This window comes from Moorena sp. SIO1F2 (genome assembly GCF_010672755.1).
Lineage (GTDB): Bacteria > Cyanobacteriota > Cyanobacteriia > Cyanobacteriales > Coleofasciculaceae > Moorena.
Genome location: NZ_JAAHFV010000013.1, coordinates 1 through 19274 on the forward strand (window position 1 = coordinate 1; position 19274 = coordinate 19274).

General features: G+C 44.0%; 16 protein-coding genes, 1 tRNA gene and 2 pseudogenes. 9 read left to right on the top strand and 10 right to left on the bottom strand.

What is annotated here, in order from left to right:
* Window positions 1-40 precede the first annotated feature (40 nt).
* Together F6J94_RS03295 and F6J94_RS03300 are read right to left on the bottom strand one after the other, a co-directional pair.
* Window positions 41-1141, bottom strand: a complete 1101-nt coding sequence (locus F6J94_RS03295) for a pentapeptide repeat-containing protein (RefSeq protein ID WP_293036847.1) — start codon at window positions 1139-1141, stop codon at window positions 41-43.
* A 961-nt stretch (window positions 1142-2102) separates the two neighbouring features.
* Entirely contained in the window at window positions 2103-2807 is a 705-nt protein-coding gene (locus F6J94_RS03300) for a lipase (RefSeq protein WP_293036849.1), read from the bottom strand.
* 47 nt (window positions 2808-2854) lie between these two features.
* On the opposite strand from F6J94_RS03300, the gene F6J94_RS03305 reads away from it, so the two are divergent.
* The 3 genes from F6J94_RS03305 (at window position 2855) to F6J94_RS03315 (ending at window position 6937) form a co-directional block, all read left to right on the top strand.
* Window positions 2855-3565, top strand: coding sequence for a precorrin-2 C(20)-methyltransferase (locus tag F6J94_RS03305; protein ID WP_293036851.1), 711 nt, complete (start codon window positions 2855-2857; stop codon window positions 3563-3565).
* A gap of 227 nt (window positions 3566-3792) precedes the next feature.
* Complete coding sequence (locus F6J94_RS03310; RefSeq protein ID WP_293036853.1) at window positions 3793-5046, top strand: transposase; 1254 nt, start codon at window positions 3793-3795, stop codon at window positions 5044-5046.
* A 31-nt stretch (window positions 5047-5077) separates the two neighbouring features.
* Complete coding sequence (locus F6J94_RS03315; RefSeq protein ID WP_293036855.1) at window positions 5078-6937, top strand: energy transducer TonB; 1860 nt, start codon at window positions 5078-5080, stop codon at window positions 6935-6937.
* Between the two features lie 232 nt (window positions 6938-7169).
* On the opposite strand, the gene F6J94_RS03320 is transcribed toward F6J94_RS03315, so the two are convergent.
* The 3 genes from F6J94_RS03320 to F6J94_RS03330 form a co-directional block, all read right to left on the bottom strand.
* Window positions 7170-7355 carry a hypothetical protein gene (locus F6J94_RS03320; protein WP_293036872.1) on the bottom strand — a complete coding sequence of 62 codons (186 nt, stop codon included), beginning with the start codon at window positions 7353-7355 and terminating at the stop codon, window positions 7170-7172.
* On the bottom strand, window positions 7315-7767 hold the full coding sequence (locus F6J94_RS03325; protein ID WP_293036857.1) for a helix-turn-helix domain-containing protein: 453 nt from the start codon (window positions 7765-7767) through the stop codon (window positions 7315-7317). Before F6J94_RS03325 ends, F6J94_RS03320 begins: the two co-directional genes overlap by 41 nt.
* Before the next feature lie 217 nt (window positions 7768-7984).
* The gene (locus F6J94_RS03330; RefSeq protein WP_293036859.1) at window positions 7985-8188 is read right to left on the bottom strand and encodes a hypothetical protein; all 204 of its coding nucleotides are present in this window, start codon (window positions 8186-8188) and stop codon (window positions 7985-7987) included.
* Between the two features lie 1047 nt (window positions 8189-9235).
* Here F6J94_RS03330 and F6J94_RS03335 point away from each other — a divergent pair.
* Window positions 9236-10291 carry a sulfotransferase gene (locus F6J94_RS03335; RefSeq protein WP_293036861.1) on the top strand — a complete coding sequence of 352 codons (1056 nt, stop codon included), beginning with the start codon at window positions 9236-9238 and terminating at the stop codon, window positions 10289-10291.
* A gap of 303 nt (window positions 10292-10594) precedes the next feature.
* Here F6J94_RS03335 and F6J94_RS03340 read toward each other — a convergent pair whose 3' ends face one another.
* From F6J94_RS03340 to ruvB, 3 genes are all read right to left on the bottom strand, one after another.
* Window positions 10595-12160, bottom strand: coding sequence for an NAD(P)H-quinone oxidoreductase subunit N (locus F6J94_RS03340; RefSeq protein ID WP_293036863.1), 1566 nt, complete (start codon window positions 12158-12160; stop codon window positions 10595-10597).
* A gap of 828 nt (window positions 12161-12988) precedes the next feature.
* A complete protein-coding gene (locus F6J94_RS03345; RefSeq protein WP_293036865.1) occupies window positions 12989-13810 on the bottom strand; it encodes a tetratricopeptide repeat protein in 822 nt (273 codons plus the stop codon).
* A 78-nt stretch (window positions 13811-13888) separates the two neighbouring features.
* A complete protein-coding gene (gene ruvB, locus F6J94_RS03350) occupies window positions 13889-14980 on the bottom strand; it encodes a Holliday junction branch migration DNA helicase RuvB (RefSeq protein ID WP_293023226.1) in 1092 nt (363 codons plus the stop codon).
* Window positions 14981-15021: 41 nt separating this feature from the next.
* On the opposite strand from ruvB, the gene hisF reads away from it, so the two are divergent.
* The 3 genes from hisF (at window position 15022) to F6J94_RS03365 (ending at window position 16281) form a co-directional block, all read left to right on the top strand.
* Window positions 15022-15792, top strand: a complete 771-nt coding sequence (gene hisF, locus F6J94_RS03355; RefSeq protein WP_293036867.1) for an imidazole glycerol phosphate synthase subunit HisF — start codon at window positions 15022-15024, stop codon at window positions 15790-15792.
* 126 nt (window positions 15793-15918) lie between these two features.
* Entirely contained in the window at window positions 15919-16131 is a 213-nt protein-coding gene (locus tag F6J94_RS03360; RefSeq protein ID WP_008183028.1) for a hypothetical protein, read from the top strand.
* 77 nt (window positions 16132-16208) lie between these two features.
* A tRNA-Ala gene (locus tag F6J94_RS03365) sits at window positions 16209-16281 on the top strand.
* A 133-nt stretch (window positions 16282-16414) separates the two neighbouring features.
* Here F6J94_RS03365 and F6J94_RS03370 read toward each other — a convergent pair.
* Both F6J94_RS03370 and F6J94_RS03375 read right to left on the bottom strand, forming a co-directional pair.
* Entirely contained in the window at window positions 16415-16609 is a 195-nt protein-coding gene (locus tag F6J94_RS03370; RefSeq protein ID WP_293023221.1) for a hypothetical protein, read from the bottom strand.
* Between the two features lie 355 nt (window positions 16610-16964).
* A complete protein-coding gene (locus F6J94_RS03375; RefSeq protein WP_293036870.1) occupies window positions 16965-17765 on the bottom strand; it encodes an MOSC N-terminal beta barrel domain-containing protein in 801 nt (266 codons plus the stop codon).
* A 367-nt stretch (window positions 17766-18132) separates the two neighbouring features.
* Here F6J94_RS03375 and F6J94_RS03380 point away from each other — a divergent pair.
* Window positions 18133-18594 (top strand): annotated as a pseudogene (locus F6J94_RS03380) (photosystem II q(b) protein); the annotation flags it as partial.
* Window positions 18595-18847: 253 nt separating this feature from the next.
* Window positions 18848-19274 (top strand): annotated as a pseudogene (locus F6J94_RS03385) (Photosystem Q(B) protein 1); the annotation flags it as partial.

The following is a 19274-nucleotide window of genomic DNA, read 5'->3' on the forward strand; positions in this document are numbered from 1 at the left end:
CAGATACCCAACTTCAATATTGGCGTAACGGTCATGAGCATCAAGCTCGGTTTAAGTCTGTTCCAATGAAGCTAGCATCTTGTAGATTAGTTCCCTTTAAATTAATACCTCTTAAGTTGAGCCGCTCAAAGTTTTTATCTTGTCCCTCTCCAGTTATCAACAATTGTCTAATATTTTCATATTGAAGGTAGCTTGTTCCTGGTCTAGCTCGGTCAAGTTTAATAGTTTTCCGCCAACAAGTACAAGTGATAATAGCCTCCCTTAAATCTGTACTTTTAAGGATAGCTCCCGTGAAATCAGCATCGGTTAAATTGGCCTTGCGAAAACTGGTTCCTCTTGTGGCAGCAAAAGCAATAGCAATACTACGAATCCAGGCATCTCTGGGGTCCCCTTTTAGAGTACGCCAGCCCAAGTAAATACTAAGTAAAACGAAGGCTACGGCTCCGGCTACGGCTACAGCTCCGGCTCCGGGTATGGCTACGGCTCCGGCTACGGCTCCGGCTACGGCTACAGCTCCGGCTACGGCTACGGCTACGGCTACAGCTCCGGCTCCGGTTCCGGCTCCGGCTCCGGTTCCGGCTACGGCTCCGGTTCCGGCTACGACTCCGGCTATGGCTTCGACTCCGGCTATGGCTACGGCTCCGGCTCCGGCTATGGCTACGGCTCCGGCGAAGGATTCGGGTCCGGCTACGGCTACGGCTCCGGCTCCGGCTACGGTTCCGACTACGGCTACGGTTCCGGCTACGGCTACGGTTCTTTCGATACCTTGACCAAGGATAACAGCAATTGAAACAATTATTACAACCAAAACTATCCAGCCAAAGACTTGTTGCCGTTCGCTAGAGTCAAATATTAACGCTATTGCCATCCCACCCAATAAAGAGGCAAATCCTGATAGTCCTGAGATTACCCATGAAACCAACAAAAGAACAATTACCCACCTTTTCTGTAATCCTGCCTTCGCTTTACAGAACTGAGTTCCGGTTAGATTAGCATTCTTAAAATTCGTTCCTCTAATATCCGCTTCACTAAAATCTGCCCCTGAAAGCTCTTTCCCCCGGAATGACTGACCTCTAAGATTTACCCTTTGGAAATCCCGTTCTCCTGCTGCATATTGTTTCAGAACTTCTTCAGCTTTCATCAGCGATAATCATATATAGAAAATGAAATAGAAAGTAGGGAGCAAAACTTATTACAAGTTATTTTAATTGAAGTGAATTATGTATCGCTTTATAGTATAAATTACAACCAATAAATCAAGATTCCGGAAATACTTTCGCGAATAACTATGGAGTGGCATCAAAAATACACTATATAGTGTTGATACACACTCCCTTCACAACCCTGCCGCTGTTCTGCTTTTGTGATCAACTTCGCTGCGGTAAAAGCGATTAGCCCAAAGGGCTACGCTACGCGAACGCACCTATACGAGGGAAGTTTAGTGGTAGTTAGTTATTATAGGACTTACGAAGTTGAGTTGGTTTTGCCCCCCTAACCCCCCAAAATTGGGGGGTTAGGGGGGCAAAGTCCCCCAGAATTGGGGGATTTAGGGGGCTTTGCGTAAGTCCATTATTAGAATAAGCAGTTATTGTCAATACAGTGATAATAATTCTTAATAAACCCCTATTGATTGTGTTTCTTAACTTACAGACTGTTCCAGACAAATATCCAGGGATAGGTTGTTGTAGCTGAAATCCACTTCTACCATTGCGATACTGGGAAGGAACCGCTAAACGCGATTGGCCGTTGGCCACGCTACGCGATGAAGCAAAGCTTCCGCTAAAAGCGATTAGCCCAAAGGGCTACGCTACGCGATCGCATTAAGTTCTGGATAGGGTGCATCTCCTAAAAGCTGTTTCACCTGATGGTGCGTTACGGTGCGGGCTGTTTCAACAAGGGGCGAAGAAGCGAAAAATCATGGCTCGCCCGCCCCTAACGCACCCTACGCCTTCAACCTTCAAGCTTCTGATGGTGCGTTACGGTGCGGACTATCCCAACCCTGGCGAAGAGGCGAAAAATCATGGCTCGCCCGCCCCTAACGCACCCTACGCCTTCAACCTTCAACCTTCAACCAAAGAAACCTTCAACCTTCAAAGAAACCTTCAACCTAAACACTTCACCCAAGCCTCCCTTACCTCAGGTGAACCATACCAAAGCCCTTTCCTCCTAGGAGAATGTAGCACTTCATCAAGAGTAATATTAGTCGCTCCAGCCAAATGAGCAGCAGCAATGGGAGTAATCCCATCTCCCCAGCAATTCCCTTCTCCACAAGTGAGCTTGTAACTGTTGTAAGCCAACCAACTGCCTAAACGTCGCTTACCATAAATTGCCTTACCAGCAACACAAATATAATTGACATCTTGGTGAAACGCCCCTGGATAGTTATCATTCACAAAATCAAGATTGCGTTTAGTCCAACGTTCCTGACTGAGATGGGGTGTACCCAGAGTCACTAAGGTAGAGATATAGGAATGAGCATTCCATAACCCTACCGAGTCATCAGTAACATCTCCATGAATAGTGTAAGGCTTTTCTCCTAGATATATCCTGGCAATCCAGCCACCAGCAGAGTGACCGATTAAATTAATCTCTGACGTGTTATGCTTCTCCAACTGCTGTTTAACAGCTTGGTCGATTTTTCGCAAAATTGGCACCACAGAGCGACCACCGAGGGTAGGAAACCAATCCTGTTGGCGTATTGGTACAGTAGTTGCGGCAATCCCTAGCTGTTGTAGTGATTGTTCTAAATCACGGTATTCACTAGCGCTAGCAAAATAGCCCGGTAAAATAACAGTTGGTAATGGCATCGGTAATTTTAATTTAATATAAATTTTATAGATAATTTTAAACTTTTGTGAAACTAGGTACACTTTATGGTATAAGTGTTGGTCCTGGGGATCCTGACCTGATCACCCTCAAAGCACTACGTATATTGAAACAGGCACCAGTAGTAGCCTTTCCTACTGGAGTCCGTGGAAAACCAGGACTGGCTCAACAGATTGTCGCTCAATGGTTGGAGAATCATCAGGTGCAGTTACCCTTGACATTTCCATATGTGCAGGATACCGCTATCTTGACCCAAGCATGGCAAGTTGCTGCTGAGCAAGTCTGGAATTATCTAGGATTAGGGCAAGATGTAGCATTTGTGTGCGAAGGAGATGTGAGCTTTTACAGCACATTTACCTATTTGGCACAGAAGCTACAACAGTTACATCCTCAAAGCCTGATTCAAACTGTACCAGGGGTATCTTCCCCCATGGCTACAGCATCGGTTTTAGGATTACCCTTGACCATTCGTGATCAGCGGCTGGTGGTGCTACCAGCTCTCTATAATGTGGAGGAACTGGAAAAGGTTTTGGATTGGGCAGATGTAGTAGTCTTGCTCAAAGTCAGTTCAGTTTATCAGCAGGTGTGGCAAGTGCTGCATCGACATCAGTTGTTGGAAAATGCCTATGTGGTAGAACGAGCAACTCTACCGGAGCAGGTGATTTATCGTAATTTATGCGATCGCCCTAATCTGGCATTACCCTATTTTTCTCTGCTAATTGTTAAGGTAAACCAATAGATAGCAAACCAATAGATAGCAATGTTTCAGCCATCGATGTAGTTGTTATAGCTAGCCCCAGCACGATCGCTCTTATAAAATTCTAAACGCTGAAAACCCCGTGTCTTTAGACCGGGGATGAAAGCGAATAGCGGCTTGACGCGCCGTGAGAAAAATATTCCTAAATAATCCGAAAGTTTAGTCTGGGTGTTGTAAAATAAAGTAAAGGAAAGTTGAGGTCGAAACTGGTGATCGTTTTAGAATTCAAGGCAAAGGGGAAAAGGCATCAATACTCCGCTATTGATGAGGCAATCCGGACAGTTAAGTTCATACGCAACAGCTGTCTCAGGTACTGGATGGACAACAAAGGGGCTAATAAATTCGACCTCAACAAATACAGCGCCGTCCTTGCCAAAAACTTTCCTTTTGCCAATGAGTTGAACTCTACTGCTCGGCAATCTAGTGCTGAGAGAGCATGGTCATCAATCGTTCGTTTCTTTGACAACTGCAAGAAAAAAGTACCCGGAAAGAAAGGTTTTCCTAAGTTCCAAAAAAACTGTCGCTCAGTGGAGTACAAACAGTCTGGGTGGCAGTTTTCCCCTGACAAGAAGTCAATTACGTTTAGTGATAAAAAGGGGATTGGAAAGCTCAAGTTGAAGGGAACGTGGGAATTGTGGCGTTTTGATAAGAAGCAAATAAAGCGAGTTCGGATAGTCCGCCGGGCTGATGGCTACTATGTCCAGTTTTGTGTTTCAGCTGATATTAAAGAAGAATTAGATCCGACTGGTACAGCCATTGGGTTAGATGTCGGGCTAAAAGACTTCTATACTGATTCCACTGGAAAGACTGAACCCAATCCTCGTTTTTACAGAACAGTAGAAAAACGTCTTAAATTCCATCAACGCCGGGTTTCTCGAAAAAAGAAAGGCTCTGCTAACCGGAAGAAAGCTATTAATAGGCTAGGTAGGACACACCTTAAGATAAGTAGGCAGCGTGAAGAACATGCCAAGAGACTGGCTCGTTGCGTAATCCGGTCTAACGACCTGGTCGCCTACGAAGACTTGAGAGTTAAAAATCTAGTAAAAAATCCTTGTCTTGCCAAATCTATTAATGACGCAGGTTGGTATCAATTCAGGAAATGGATGGAACATTTTGGAACTAAATTTGGAAAAGTAACTGTCGCAGTTAATCCCGCCTATACTAGCCAAAACTGTTCCGGATGCGGCGAAATAGTTAAAAAGTCTCTATCGACTAGGACTCACATCTGTAAGTGTGGATGTCAGCTAGATAGGGATGTTCCTTCGGAACCGCTTCGCGAACACAACGCCGCAATCAACATCCTTAAAAGAGCTTTGAGTACGGTGGGGCACACCGGAACTTGGGTCACAGACCTAAACGCTTTAGGAGATTTGGCCTCTACTGTTCTTGGTTCCGGCCAGGTTCAGCAAGTCGAGTCGTTGATTAAAGAATCCCCGCGTCTAATGACCGGGGAGTGTCAATAGCAACTATGGAAATACGTCAAGAATAACTGCCATGTCTGATGCTTCTTTAATTAAAAACGTCCCAGAAATGCTGAGTCACCCCCTAGTGATTTCTGTTACCGCTTCTCTGGGGGTTCATATGCTACTCGTACCTATCTTAGGTGATTTGTTGAAGAATCAAAAGCCTAAGGAAGAATCAATGGTGCAAGTGTTGGAGTTAAGCCCTCAACAACTCAACCGTGTGCCCAAGTCTGCTGCACCACCACTGACCCTGCCAGCTCTACCTAATGCCAAGACTCCGGCAAAGCCCTCCATCCCTTCGTTATTTAATCCTTTCCCACCCCCTCCACCACCGCTACCTTCAATACCTCCTCTCAAGCCCCTGAAAAAAATTCCCACACCCCCACCTCTGAGATCCCTACCGATAAAACCCTTACCCACAATTGGTAAGTATCCTTTACCACTGCTAAATCGCAAAAGACCAATTATCACCAGAGGGTCTTTCCCGATCCAGCTACCACCAAAACCCAGGACACCACTACCAGCCCCACCACCGCGACCTCAGTTCAAATTCGATACAGAGTCTTTGAATCCAGGTTCCTTCCAGACCGGTTCCTTGCCAGTATTTGGGAATTCTAGCAACCAGATTCCTGACCCATTAGAGGTTCCTAACCAACAGCCACCGGTATCGGTTACTCCACCTCCTCCACCACCACAATTTTCCATCACCCCTCCTCCTTCTGAGCCTACTAAACCAGTACCTTCTAGTGCTGTTGCGATCGCACGACAACGTGAGCAAAATTTAGTAGCTCAAGTGCGGATGCGGCGGAAGCAACTGAAAAAAGATGTAACCAATACCACTGATGAGGAAGCTAGGAAAAACCTGGTAGAATGGATGGCTTTGGTAAAAGATACCTTACCCAAAAAGGAAGTCATACCAGAAGCAATAACAGTTAGTGCTACTTATCCGAAAGACGCTTGTATTAAGAAACTAGAAGGCACAACAGTCTTCGGAATTTTAGTAGGTGCTGATGGTGAAGTGACTAATGCACAGCTGATTCAGAGTGCAGGGTACGGCATTTTAAATCAGCAGGCACTGGAAGATATTCAGTTCCGCAAGTTTAACAACCAAAGTGGTACAACAAAACCCTACCAGGTCAAGGTAGCCTTTGACTATGATCAAGGCAACTGTCCTAGTCTATCGGTTTTCCAAGAGTCAACAGCTAACCAGCCAGTTCCAGCAAAGCCAAATACTGTTAGTGGGGAAAACGCTGCTGCCAACAACCCAGTAATAGTAGTGCCTAAGCCAGAAACTCCTACCAATAACTCCAATAACTCTACCGATAACAATAGGACAGTATCAGTTCCAGTAAAACCGAATAGTGCTAGGGAAAATTCGAGCACTAGACCGAGTAGGGTGTCAGTACCAGTCCGGGAAAATACCTCTAGCCAAGACTCAACTCCTAAACCCAGGAGGGTGACAGTACCAGTGCGGGACAATACCTCTACTCAGGAAAATACTCCTAAACCCAGGAGGGTGTCAGTACCAGTGCGGGACAATACCTCTACTCAGGAAAATACTCCTAAACCTAGAGCAGTGCCTGTACAGCAAAATACTCCTACTCAGGAAAATACTCCTAAACCCAGGAGGGTGTTAGTACCAGTGCGGGACAATACTCCTACTCAGGAAAATACTCCGACTCAGGAAAATACTACCAACACTACAGCTGTGCCAGTCAAGCCAGCTCAAGCTACTAATGAAAACTCAGGGAAAGAATCCGTTCCAGCAGCAGCAGCCAGTGAAGAGCAAAACTCACAAGAGGATAAAGCATGCAAGTTCAAATCTAGATCAGCTCGCAGGCGCAACAGAATAGACTCCTTTACAACACCATCGTCGAGGTCATGTAAATAAGAGCTTTCTATTAGTTAAAGCCTGGGTTGTTGGTCAATGGAGCATTAACATTATTTTAGAATTAAGAATTAATAATTCTAGAATTTAGAATTAAGAATTAAGAATTAAGAATTAAGAATTTAGAATTAAGAATTTAGAATTAAGAATTAAGAATTTAGAATTAAGAATTAAGAATTTAGAATTAAGAATTAACCATTCTGCCTTCTACATTCTGCATTCTACATTCTGCCTTCTACATTCTACATTCTACATTCTGCATTCTGCATTCTGCATTCTGCATTCTGAGAGACAACCTTGGCCAATAGGCCACGCGATCGCTGAAAGCGGGACTCTCGGCAGAGCCGACGCTACGCGAACGTCCATCGCGTTCAACCCGATTAACGACTGGCAGGGAAACTGCCACCGATGAAGTGGACATCACTGAAGGTTTCAATCCATAGACGAGCGCCACAAGGCAGTGGATTATCCGGCTGATAGGTAATTCGACATGGGCCGAGGATTTCTACCTGGTTGCCATATAAATTGTTGCCACTTCGTTTTACTGAAATCACTGGCTTGCGCTCTTCTGGGCTTTTGTGGATATTCGAGCCAATGTGATTGCGGTTGACATTAATCTTGGCTAGAGCGGGAGGACGACTGGTACGCCATTTGCCTTTTGGTCCTCTAGTGCCTTTAATAATTTGAGGCATTTGGTTGAACAGAGGAATAATCCAGAATTTCCCACTTTTATAAGCACCCCGAACGCGACCCTTCTCTAGGAGTTGTCGCAATCGTCTCGAAGAGATTCCTAACAGAGATGCCGCTTCGGTAGTACAAACGCACTTGTTCATAAGTTCCTCTTAAAAACTATTCCTATAGTTGTATTATAAAGGAAAAGCAAGGATTAAGACAACCCCTGATTAAGGAAAAGGAGAAGGCTATGGAAAATTTTGTAAATTGACCTTAGGTGTGCTATCGGTCGGACTTGAGACAAGTTTGATGCGTTCGCGTAGCGTGACCTACGGTCAATCGCATTCCCTGTCCCTTCCAAACACCGATTATGCTCACTCACTCATCGGGAAACTGCCAGCAGGAGATACGTTCTACATCATTACTACTACACTGAGGACAGGTTTTATCAACTGAGGAATCTACCCATTGATAGCCACAAGTCCGGCAGTGGCCAAAAATGTTGTTGTGGTTAGCGATTTCAATTTTTCTGCGCCACTCGTTAATTTGAGAGGTGTCTGGCTTGGGGGTAGGTTCCGACATAAATTTACATTGAATTAAATTATTTTAGCTAGTTTATGTAGCTATTTTTTTCTATATTTAAATAATATTAATTACACAATAAATTATATATTAATTTTATTAATTTTTCAATAAGTTTGAGGTATTTTTAACCAAAGTTACGTCTTAAGGCTGATCTATGATAATTTGGCTTGACAATGTAAAAATTTAGTAAATATACTGTTAATCGTAAAAAACCTTTGGTGTATCTCCTCATCATCAGGGAGCAATTAGGCTGTCAAACGACTTCAGAATTGTGATTTCAGGATGGTTAATTGCCTGATCAGTTCCGACTGATGAATTCCTAAGTCATAAGTTATAGTTTCTTGATAGTTCTGAAATCGCACAGGAAGACGAGTTGGCTATCCCTGGATAAATCAGGGTCTTGAATTCCGTGCTTTCAGCAATTCTGAATAATTTCAATAAAAGCGTGATGGAGTGCGCTCTTGGGGGTTCCCATGGGGCTTTGAAGGTGCGGACGCAGGTGACCCACGCAGCGCCAAAACCACTCGCTATTGCATCAAGACAGGGTAGCATTTTAAAAAGATTCAACGACACAGAGAAACCCTAAAGGTTTGGCAAATAAACTAAAAATCCTGCAGTCCTGGTGCATGCTGTATCCTAAATCTACTGCTGTAATCCCTTTTTGGCTCACAGTTATAGCGCTACGCGCAAGTTAGAAGTCAGAAGTCAGAAGTCAGAAGTAAGCTAGGACTAGGTTTCGGAGTTTACAAATGTCCTAATCTTAATGGGTAGTGCTATACTAGACTAGGGCTATCTATTGGAGTGGGAATTAGATAGTCAAAAGCTGATAGTGAGTTCGGTTGACTACTTCTGAGTATTGGGTGCTCATTAATTGTTAATTGTAAATTCACAAATTTTTCACAATTTTCAATTAAATAAATATACTAAAGCCTAGTATAAGTAATCAACTGAACGTGATAGGACAAATCAGCTAAGCAAGCTGAGACAAGTCAAGGTGCTATATTGATCAAGTTTAAAAATAAACTCTACCTTCATCGACACACTATGGAATCTTTGTCTCAACAAAATCAGCCACTTTTTATTTTTGGGATGGAACGTTCTGGAACAACGCTTTTGCGGTTAATGCTGACCGCTCATCCTGATTTTTGTATTCCTCCTGAAAGTCTGTTTTTTGTTAATCTGGAGCCAAAATACGGTTCATCGAAAAACTTAAGCAATCAAATTGATAACTTCTTGACAGATATCTACGCTGATCGAAGGTTTCGGGAGTGGAACATTGACCGACAGCAGTTGCGAGAAAATTTGACAGCTCAGAAACCACTGAATTATTCAACAGCAGTCGCCACAGTTTATCAAACCTATCTACAGCAGTTTGATGGTCAAGCAGGTTGTTGGGGAGATAAAAATCCTGAGAATATCTATCATATTCAGACCATTCTCAAGTATTTCCATAATTCCAAATTAATTCTAATTATCCGAGATCTCAGAGCAATCTATGCTTCCCTAAAACGAAAGGAGCTTAAATTTGCCAAGACTTGGAAAGAAAGCTGTATCGCCAATGTGGTAGCGACAACCCAACAATGGCAACATTTATTCCAGGTTATTAAACACTATCAAAATGACCAGCGGCTCTATATCCTCTTCTACGAAGACTTAGTGATCAATCCAGAAGAAGAACTCCAGGGAATTTGTGATTGGCTAGGGGTATCCTTTAGCGAATCCATGCTGGAGTTTAATCAAAAAAATGCTCAAAAAAACTTGGTAGCGACCGGTGAGTTAGGATGGCACGTCAAGACCTTTAAACCCGTTAGTAGCGATCGCATTCAGGCTTGGAAACAGGAACTTAGGGATTCAGAACTATCAGTCTTGGAGATTCTGAATTATAAAACCATGCTCCATCTAGGCTATGAATGTATTCCTAAAACGTGGCAATTTGACAGGTTACTCAAGTTCTACGCAGATTATTCTCAGTACATCTATTGGAAACTGTCTAAAGCTAATCTTCAACCAGTGATAGGGAAAATCCGTGAAGCTTTAGTAACTCTCAAGACATTGCAATTATCCATGACCAGAAATCTCTCCCAAAACTCGATCCAATGAGTAAAAGGGATGCAGCAAGGGAACAGGGGGTTTCTGGCACTAGTGTTTTAAATCAAGATAAAGCCTGACTTTCAAGTCAGGCTAACTCAGTCAAGCTAAAATGTAAGCATTCAGCCGTCAGCCGTCAGCCGTCAGCCGTCAGCCGTCAGCATTCAGCTGACGTAACAAAGATTAAACGAATGCTTACTTGTTTTATTTAAAAGCTCAAAGCTGAGAGCTCTCAGCTGAATGCTTACGCTAAAATCTGTTGTTAGCGCCCTATCCTACAGGAAGGGGCGCTTCGGGTCTATGGCTCTGAGCACTTCAATTATCAGCACTCATGAATGAAACCTGATCCCCTTGAGGCAGCTGAGTAGTAATCACCGCCTGTTGCAGTATGGGGGTTTTAACAACAGAATCATTGGCCAAAGAAAACAGCGGATTGGACAAAATCCCTGCCAGAGAGGTCGCAATTAACGACATCACTAAACCGACCTGTAACGGACGCATACCGGGTAAACTCCAGCGAATTTCGGGATAATTCTTCACCACATCCGACATTTCTTGAGGTTCCTTCACCACCATCATCTTGACCACACGGATGTAGTAGTAAATCGAAACCACACTAGTTAGCAAACCTATTAACACTAAAGTATACAATCCTGCTTGCCAACCAGCCCAGAATAAATAGATTTTACCAAAGAATCCAGCAAAGGGTGGAATCCCACCTAAAGAGAGCAAACAAACACTTAAAACCAAAGTCAGCAAGGGATCCTTGTGATAAAGACCAGCATACTCACTAATTTGGTCAGTACCAGTGCGTAGGGTAAACAGAATGACACAAGCGAAAGCCCCTAAGTTCATAAACAAGTACACCAGCATGTAGAAAATCATGCTAGCGTAACCGGCTTGGGTCCCAGCAATTAGACCAATCATCACAAACCCAGCCTGAGCAATAGAGGAATAGGCTAGCATCCGTTTCATGCTGGATTGAGTGAGGGCAACCACGTTACCCAAAATCATACTTAGGATAGTCAAAGCAGTGAACACAAAATGCCACTGATCGCTTAACAATGGGAAAGCAGTGATCAGTAGACGAATTGCTAGAGCAAAGCCAGCGGCTTTAGAACCAACTGAGAGAAACGCTACCACTGGGGTGGGAGAACCTTCGTAAACATCGGGAGTCCATTGGTGGAAAGGAACTGCTGAGATTTTAAAAGCAATACCAGCGATCGCAAACACCAAGGCAATCAGAAGACCTAGGGATTGACCGGATTCTAGGTCAGCAACTCCAACAGCGATCGCACTCAACTGTATTTCTCCCCCAGATAACCCATATAATAGGGAGACACCATACAAAAACACGGCTGAACTGGCTGCTCCAATCAGCAAATATTTCAACGCGGCCTCATTGGAACGGGGGTCACGCTTCATGTAACCCGTCATCAGGTAGGAGGAAATACTGAGGGTTTCAAGGGATATAAAAATCGTGACCAGCTCCGTCGCCCCGGACAGGAACATCCCTCCTAAAGTAGCCGTGAGCAAAATGCCAATAAATTCTGCCAAGGATGTACCCGACTGCTGCACATAACGAATTGACATCAAAATCGTTGACACAGTCGATAGGGCAATGATGCCACGAAATGCCACACTCAGGGTGTCACCATTAAATTCCCCAAAGAAGGCGATGGGATTTGCAGCATCCCATTGGAAGTACAGGGCAACTATGGCAGCAAGTAGACCCCCAATGGCTACATAGGAAATAGTTTGAGCAGACTTTTTCCCAGCAATCAGGTCAATGATTAACACTAGCAAGAGGGTAATAACTACAATTCCCTCTGGCAAAATTACCCCAGCATTCAACTGGGCGGCAAGATTGGCAAAATCCATAGGCTTTAATGATATGATCTATGGTTATTTCAGTATCCAGATTAACTTTCTTATCATATCGGTGATTGTAGCTAGTTGAGCAAAGGGCTTGTATGGCTTGGAGATTGGACAAAGGAGAATTCAGTATTTATGCCGTTTCACTGCCCTCTGTGCCACGGTAAGGTGAGACTAGCTATGTCGTACACCGGATCAATGTTACCGTTGAAGGCAACGAACGAATTGTTTACAAATCTTTGAGCAGCAGTTATAGGAATTGGGATCGGGGTGTACTTAGGGTGTTAACGGTGCTCTATTGGTTAGCCATCACTACATGAGCTGTTCGTGGTTTACCTCTAGATAAAGATTATTTCTGGCACAATCCGAAAAAGTAGGGTCTACTGCTGAAGCGCATATTAAGTAGCCCTTAAATCCCCGTACCTATGGTCGAGTTGCCTCACTCCCTTTCCCACACAGTTGCCCCTTGTTCGTGTTAGCCTGCGACACAAGTAGCGTACTGTAGAAATTAATAGGCAAGCTTATACTGCCATCAGGGGGTTCTACGTTAATGCTGGAAAACTATGCTGGAACACGATGCTGGAAAACCATACCCACACTCAGTAGGGGGGAAGTATACTGGCTTACTAACCAGCATTTAAGGCCGTAGGCCACGCTACGCGAACGGCTTTGTTTATCAGGACATATATTATAGCAATTCTATACATACCCTGTGCAAAATTCATCCCACACCTATGCTACGCATTAGGTGTGGGATGAATTTTGCCGGACAGCTAAAGTATTGACTCTTGAGAAAAGCTAAGGTTGATCAGGTTAATTTCACTTAAGTTAATTTCACTTAAGGTTTAAGAAATTTGCTAACGCCTCAACCATCATTGGTGGCCAACGGCGGACATGCTCTACCCAGTCCAAGTCTTGGTAGCGCTTGTCGAGACCAACGGCTGCCACCCAGTTACTCTCAGCTTCCCCCCGTTTTCCGTTAGCCCACAAAACGGCTGTTAAAGCAGCTCGCAGATCGGCAAATTGGGAGTATTTTCGGATGGTATTGCGCATGATGCCCATGGCTTCTTTGGTTTCACCAATTTGATATAGGGCCAGAGCATAGTTAGCATAGGCAAAGGCAAACTTGGGCGCTAACTCGATGGATTTTTGGTAATTTGCGATCGCTTCTGTCCATTGGCCTAGTCCTGCCTTGGCATTCCCTAAGTTGTTGTAAGCCATGGCATCATTGGGATCAAGTTTTAGCAATCGCTCATAGTCAGCAATGGCATCTTGCCATCGCCCTTGTCCTTCATAGGCAGCACCGCGATTTAGATAAGGGTCAGTTGCTTCTGGTGCTAACTCAATGGCGTGAGTAAAGTCTGCGATCGCATCCTCTAATTTATTCTGGCTGACTCTAAGGTTACCCCGATTACTCCAACCGACGGGATTATCTGGCAACAGCTCAATTAGCTGAGTCCAGTAATTTTCAGCAGTTGGGAAATTACCCTGATTCGTAGCAGCAAATGCTTTTTTCCTTAACTGGTTAATTTGTTTTATCTGAGCCTTTGTCAATTCTGGAAATTGCGTTTGCGCCATTGCTGGGGGTGTGATTATCGTAGCAGCCGATACAACGACAAGCAGTAAAATCAGTAAAATCCGAATCAAGCGTTTCATATATTATTTCAACTCAAAGGCGCAATCTTGCTTTTCCTTGCTACTGACTATTAACTACTAATTACTAACTACTAACAACTACTCATAGCCCAAATGTTTCCGAGCCGCTGATGTGGCGACGCGACCCCGAGGTGTGCGGTGCAGGAAACCAATTTGTAACAAATAGGGTTCATAAACCTCTTCAATGGTTTGAGCATCTTCTCCAGTAGAGGCTGCCACTGCTTCTAAACCAACTGGTCCGCCATTGAACTGTTCAATCATTACCTTTAGCACTAGTCGGTCTGTCCAATCTAACCCCATCGGGTCTACATTAAAGATTTCCATGGCTTGAGCTGCTACATCCTGGTTAATTTGCTCAATGCCTTTGACTTGAGCATAGTCTCGCACTCGCCTCAGGAGTCGGTTAGCAATTCGAGGTGTGCCACGAGACCGACGGGCAATTTCCTCAGCACCATCTTCCGTTACTGCTGCCTTGAGCAGTTGAGCTGTCCTGGTTACAATTAAACTCAATTCATCGATCTCATAGAAGCGTAAGCGTTGGATCATACCAAAGCGATCGCGTAGGGGTGAGGTTAAGGAACCTACTCTGGTGGTTGCCCCCACTAAGGTAAACTGCGGCAGAGGAATACTACGGGTTTTGGCACTCTGACCCTTACCAATAGTGATATCCAATCGATAGTCTTCCATGGCTGGATATAGTAATTCCTCTGTCATGCGCGATAAACGATGGATTTCGTCTATAAATAAGATATCCCCAGGCTTGAGATTAACCAGAAGCCCCACAATATCTCGTGGACGCTCTAAGGCAGGTGCAGCAGTAATTTTACAATTCACCTCCATCTCAGTTGCCAAAATTAGCGACATGGTTGTTTTCCCTAATCCTGGTGGTCCATACAACAGCAGGTGATCCATGGCCTCATTTCTGGCTTTGGCGGCTTGAATGCCAATTTCCAAAACTCCTTTGAGTTCTTTTTGTCCGATGTAGTCGGCTAAGCGTTGCGGTCTAATACTCTCTTCCTGATGACCAATTTCCTCAGCGGTAGCCGTTGCTAGCAGTAGGTCTCCATCGCTTTGCGTCTGACGGGGTTTACTGCGACCTTTTCGCTTCTTGCTAGATTTGGGTTCTCTATCTGGGTTTTGGTACTGTTGTCTAAAAGACGTTATGGCCATGGGTCATACTTCATCCTTCATACTTCATACTTAGTTTACTTATGCTGGCTAAGAGAATCTTACCGTGCCTCGATGTAAAAGCTGGGCGAGTTGTTAAAGGGGTCAACTTTGTTAATCTTAAGGACGCTGGTGATCCAGTGGAATTAGCACAAGTTTACAATGATGCTGGTGCAGATGAGCTGGTGTTTTTGGATATAACTGCTACCCATGAAGACCGAGACATTATTATTGATGTAGTCTACCGTACAGCAGAACAGGTGTTTATTCCCTTGACGGTGGGGGGTGGGATCCAATCCCTAGAAAATATTAAATTATTATTAAGAGCAGGAGCCGATAAGGTGAGTATTAATTCGGCTGCTGTACGCAATCCGGACTTTATTAATCAAGCCAGCGATCGCTTTGGTAATCAGTGCATTGTAGTTGCTATTGATGCTCGTCGTCGGGAAGATCCTGATAATCCTGGTTGGAATGTTTACGTGCGAGGAGGGCGTGAGAACACTGGTATTGATGCGATCGCATGGGCAAAAGAGGTGGCACAACGGGGAGCTGGGGAACTTTTGGTTACTAGTATGGATGCGGATGGAACCCAGGCTGGGTATGACTTAGAGCTAACCCGCACTATGGCTGAACAGGTGGAAATTCCTGTGATTGCCTCCGGTGGTGCTGGCAACTGCGATCATATTTATCAGGCTCTGACTGAGGGCAAAGCTGAAGCGGCGTTGCTAGCTTCCCTGTTGCATTATGGGCAACTGAGTGTATCTGAAATTAAAACTTATTTGAACCAGCACCAAGTTCCGGTGCGATTGCCATAGTAGCTTAATCGATTATTCTTCCGAAATATTTAAGTTTTGTTGTGTAGTATTAAGTAGTTTAATGGTTTGCAGCGATTTTTATAGCTGCTAAACTAAATATGGATGCAATATTAATTTTTGTAAAAAATGCTGGTGATAATTCTAATATTTGATGTCGCCTTGGTGGCTTGGTCACTGCACCTGATGCAGGAAGCCTTTGATACCCAAGAGTTCTCTCTGATGCTGGCTGGTACCTTAGTAGCTATGTCAGCAGCAGCCATGTTAGTTGTTTATTTTCTGATGAACAGCTGTATGGGGTATATTACCCAAATGGCTCAGTCTCCCAGCGTATTCTACTGATCGAGATAATTTCATTCTGAAACTACTTGACTTAGCTGAGCTATCAAGGTATACTAGTTGATGGACTATAAAATTGCGGGGTTATAGCTCAGTTGGTAGAGCACCTCAATGGCATTGAGGGGGTCAGCGGTTCGAATCCGCTTAGCTCCATATTGTTTAAATATTGATTAAAGGCTGAAGTCTTTTAGCCTGAGGGGTTGCCTTAGGGTAGCTTGGCTATAAGTCTTCAGTAATAAGGTTAGAATTTGTTGACGGTTGGCGGTTGACGGTTGAGGGGAAACTCTTAAAACAAGCCTTGGGAGTGACGAGGGGGGAAAACCCGTGAGACTTGATGGTGAGATGTTGAGATTAAAACCTCTTTATCGAAGACGAATTCGCTGTAATCGGCGAGGTCATCTAGACCAATCAAATTTAGGATGATCTCAGCCACTAGCCAGGTGCTGACTTTCACAAATACATTGTTCCACTGATGATTCATTGCTCTGAGGTTTAAACATTTGGTAGGTAGAGGTTTTGTCTGGCTTCTGTTTGTTCAGATGTACCTAAATCTCTACTTCAATTCCAGAGCGACGAATCCGCAAAAAAGTCAAAAATTTTTATTTAATAAAATTTCCGATATTGATTGGTGTTGAGAGTTCACGGTTGAGGGTTGACATTTGATATCACTTTAGGTTAATTACTTTGTTTAGAAGCGATCGCTGTGTTGATACAGTCGCTCATGGTTTTGGGTCTGTGTGCGGAACCTGCATCAAGACACTGTTTTTGTCAATTCTTTTGATTTTCCTGTTGCCATATCAGCTGTTCCTGGCTTCTGCAAAAAGCCTAGTCAACCTTCACGCTCCCTTCAGGATTTCGATGGGATCCCCTTGGTGCAACACTTTACCGGCTTCTGAAACAGGCACGTTTGTATTCACGCTTAATTTGTAGAAATGATTGAAACGAGCGCTGGTTGTCCAGGATGGTAGGGTTTCCTTGCGTCTCGCCATGAAAGTCTTTTGGAAATTACCAGTAGCTTCTCCGGTCTGAGGGTCTCGTGCTAAAACAATACAACGTTGACAGGGATTAATTCCTTCTATCAAAGCTTCCCCTACTTTAAACTGAATAGATTGTCCTGATTCGGTAAACAATTGGTCTTCCCAGAAAGCGGGAACTCCTCCAATTTCTAGATTGGCTCGAACCCGACGTCGTATGTCTTCAGGACTTATTTCAGGGAACCAAGAAGCAACGGTTTCAATGGTAGCGCTACTAATAATAGTAGGACCAAGAGCATTGGTATCGTCTGGAAAACCAGTGCTGGTGTTCTGCACTACTTTAACTGGAAAATCGAAGTAATCCTTTAACCAAGCTTCCAGAGCAGTTCGCCCGTGATCAATATGAAAGGTAATGTTTTGGTTTGTGCCCTGAATCTGTAGCGATAGCAATTGGGATTGGATATCGAAGACCGACCGCAGCAAGTGAACTTTGGCATTGCGCTTACCATTGACAAATTTACCTTGCTGATCGAATAGGGCAAATTCCCGGTCATGCTTTAGGGCACCACTTTTGAGAAGAGTGGCGGTTTGGAGTTCAATCCGATCTAGGGATTTAATCGGGTAGATATAGATAGCTTTAAGGTAAGGTAAGCTGTTCAGCATTTAGATTGAGATACCTAAATTCCTAAAAGGGAACAAGGAACAGGGAACAGGGAACAGGTAATAACCAATTTTAATGCACATCAGTTTAGTGTCATGAGTCAGTCTACCACTTTTTTAAAGTAATGCGATAGTTCTAATCTCTTATAAATAAGAGATAAAGAATGATATAGCAATAATAATCAAGACTCCATCAGCTTTATCCTAGTTGTAACTATCTCTATCAAGTAGAGCATTTTTTTATAAACTTGGTAGGTGTCACAGGGTCAATTAATATCAATTGGTTAATAAATTAATTTATTATAACACCAGTCAGATCAAGGTAAGCGATCGCTTGCTGGGATTAGCGATCGGCCAAAGATAGAAGTATCTTTTTAAGGCAATCTCCGGCAGTTCCCGGCAGTCTTTGTTAGTATATATAAAGAATCGCACCAACTCAGACTATGAGAACTATGGTTACAAGTTCGGTCAAGAGGAAGAAACTTACAACATCGTTGCAGCTCACGGCTACTTCGGTCGTTTAATCTTCCAATACGCTTCCTTCAACAACAGCCGTTCCTTGCACTTCTTCTTAGGTGCATGGCCTGTAATCGGCATCTGGTTTACTGCACTGGGCATCAGCACCATGGCATTTAACCTCAACGGTTTCAACTTCAACCAGAGCATCATCGACTCACAAGGTCACGTGATCAACACCTGGGCTGACGTACTAAACCGTGCCAACCTAGGTTTCGAAGTAATGCACGAGCGTAACGCTCACAACTTCCCTCTAGACCTAGCTGCTGCTGAAGCTACTCCCGTAGCTTTGACTGCTCCAGCTATCAACGGTTAATCTCAAGTTGGCATAATCTACTTGATTAGAAAAAAGCGCTCTCCAGATGGGGAGCGCTTTTTTGTTTGTCTGTCATTTGTCAATACTTACGTAATATAAGTCTTACTTATTTACATTATTTAATAAGCTGAGGGGAAATTACTCTCAAAACCCTTTACAAAACTAAATAATTTACTTAATATATATACATGAAGGCACACAAAAGCCGGACGAACCTCGATAAATACATATTCATACCCGCAATCATACGAACATGACTACTGTATTACAGCAGAGCAAGACCTCTGTGTGGTCTCAGTTCTGCAATTGGGTCACCTCCACCAACAACCGCCTCTATGTAGGCTGGTTCGGTGTCTTAATGATCCCAACTTTGCTTGCTGCTACCACCTGCTTCATCATTGCATTCATCGCTGCTCCTCCTGTGGACATCGATGGTATCCGCGAGCCCGTTGCTGGTTCCTTGATGTACGGAAACAACATCATCTCTGGTGCTGTTGTTCCTTCTTCTAACGCCATTGGCCTACACTTCTACCCCATCTGGGAAGCTGCTTCCTTAGATGAGTGGCTATACAACGGTGGTCCTTACCAGTTGGTAGTGTTCCACTTCCTGATTGGTGTATTCGCCTACATGGGTCGTGAGTGGGAACTAAGCTACCGTTTAGGTATGCGTCCTTGGATCT